The sequence below is a fragment of the Brevundimonas sp. genome, assembly GCF_032107865.1.
In the GTDB taxonomy this organism is placed as follows: Bacteria; Pseudomonadota; Alphaproteobacteria; order Caulobacterales; family Caulobacteraceae; genus Brevundimonas.
Map to the genome: position 1 here is coordinate 1 of NZ_DAMCNG010000012.1, position 2,006 is coordinate 2,006.

Below are 2,006 nucleotides of genomic sequence, written 5' to 3' on the forward strand. Positions count from 1 at the left end.
CGCCAACCGCTCGAGCGCGCGATCGAGGCGGGTCCAGCCCTGGGCCTCGGCGTCCCGCATCAGGGCGGCCGCGCGTTCACGCGGGCTCGGCGGCCCCAGTTCAAGCTCCGCCAGGGCCTCGGCGCGCGCTCGGAAACCCCGGCTGATATAGTCCCGGCTGATGACCAGGTCGGCGCCGTCATCCAGCCTTCCCTTCAGGATGATGTGGATGTGGGGATGGGCGGTGTTCCAGTGATCGACCGCGACCCAGTCGAGCGGCGCTCCCAGATCCCTCTGGACGTCGGCCATGAGATCGCGGGTATAGGCGCGAAGATCCGCGAGTTCGGCGGCGTCCTCCGGCGAGACGATAAAGCGAAAATGATGACGGTCGTCCCTGGACCGCTCCACGAAGGCCGAGGCGTCGGCCGCGTCGCTCCGGGCGTCGAAGATGCGGCCCGCTTCGCCGTCCCGCGTCACGCCGTCGCGCTGGAGATAGCCTATGTGCGCGGCCAGCCCTCCGGCGCTTCGGCGCGCCACCCGCGCCTTGACGACGACCTGCCTTCGCGACGTCCCCGCATGGAGGCTACGAACCACGGCCGCCCGTCCCCGTCCGAAGGTGCTTGCGCCTGAACCGCCCCCCTTGCCGACACCCTGTCTGCGTGAAGGACCGCCGGCGCGGGCGACGGCGACGATGACCTGGCGCAGCGCCGTATCGACCCTCGGCCCTGCTGCCCCGCGGATTCGTCCCGGGCGGACTTGGATATCGTCCTCGCCGGTCATGACAGGTCGAATAAGGCGCAAAAACCCGCGCCTTTCCCGTGGCATAGCCGGTCAGACAAGGCTCGTTGTTGATTTAAACCTTGCGGCAAATCGTTGATATAACGGGCAAAACGCCTCCCCCACCCCCACCGCACCTTGCGGCTTTTATCTCGCCCTCCCTCCTGCACGTCTCCAGGAAGGCTCATCACGGCGAAACCGGATCTGAGCCGGCGGCAGGCGCCAGCACTGCGAAGAGTCCGGGAACCCCGGAACCGGAAGTCTGCGGCATGTCCGGGAAGAGCGGCGCCCGGTGCGGATCAACCGGCGAGACCGCCACGATCCGGGGGCCGACCGGCGACGCCGCCATCCCGTCCGGAAGCCCGATCCGGGCGACGTAGTCGCGGGTCTCCAGAGGCAGGGGCCGCCCTTCATCTCTATGCTGCAGGTAACGTCCAGGCCCCGCGTTATAGGCGGGCAACATGCCCTCCAGGCCGAACCGGTCGTGCAGTTCGCGCAGATAGGCGGCGCCGGCCAGGATGTTGTCGCGGGGATCGTAGGGGTCCGCGCCGAGGCCGTGCCGGCGCCGCAGTTCCGCATAGGTGGCGGGCATCACCTGCATCAGACCCATGGCGCCCGCGCGCGATGTAGCGCGAGGATTGAAGCCGCTCTCCTGTTTCATGACCGCCCGAATCCAGTGTGGCGGCAGGCCGAAACGACGCGCCGCCTCCGTGATCAGGTCATCGATCGCACGTCTGGCAAGGGCTTGCTCGCGCGGTTCAAAAGCCGCCGGAAGCGCGACCGAGACGCACGGAAAGCTGGTCGCGGCCAAGGTCAGGCCGAGCGTCACAACCCATCTCGCGCCACCTCCCGGGACGGTACGACGGGTCATCCGCGCCCCTCCCCGACGCGGACCGGCACGATGCGGCCGAGCAATTCCTTGCGGTCGACGGGGCCAAAGTAGCGGCTGTCCAGCGCGTCGGGGACGTCAGGCGCGAGCAGGAAGACAGCCTCCGGATCCAGGGTGATGCAGCCGCTCCAACGCGGAAGCGGCCGCCCCACGCGGTCCTTTTCCAGCGCCTCGGCGACCGTCCGGCCGTCGATGAAGACGCGTTGTTCCCAGCGACAGACGACTGAGGGCGCGGTCGCCGCAACCGGCTTCAAGAGCGGAACGCCGTCCGGCAGATAGCCGCGCGCCGCGAACGCCCGCGACCATTCCGGCGCTGGGCGGTAGGCGACAAGTTCGCCTGCGGTGACCGCGCGCGTCGGTT

At 69.0% G+C, this 2,006-nt stretch carries 2 protein-coding genes and 1 pseudogene; all 3 read right to left on the reverse strand.

Features of this window, described 5'->3' with window-relative positions; all coding sequences use genetic code 11:
- A pseudogene (locus tag RT567_RS02255) lies at positions 1-573 on the reverse strand (type VI secretion protein); the annotation flags it as partial.
- A 370-nt stretch (positions 574-943) separates the two neighbouring features.
- Complete coding sequence (locus RT567_RS02260; protein WP_313574042.1) at positions 944-1,627, reverse strand: lytic transglycosylase domain-containing protein; 684 nt, start codon at positions 1,625-1,627, stop codon at positions 944-946.
- A partial coding sequence (locus RT567_RS02265; protein WP_313574044.1) for a S26 family signal peptidase occupies positions 1,624-2,006 on the reverse strand: 383 nt, incomplete at its 5' end. The genes RT567_RS02265 and RT567_RS02260, both read right to left, overlap by 4 nt.

Excerpts from the sequence above, each read along its gene's own strand:
- RT567_RS02260 (WP_313574042.1), bottom strand. The coding sequence starts at position 1,627 with ATGACCCGTCGTACCGTCCCGGGAGGTGGCGCGAGATGGGTTGTGACG.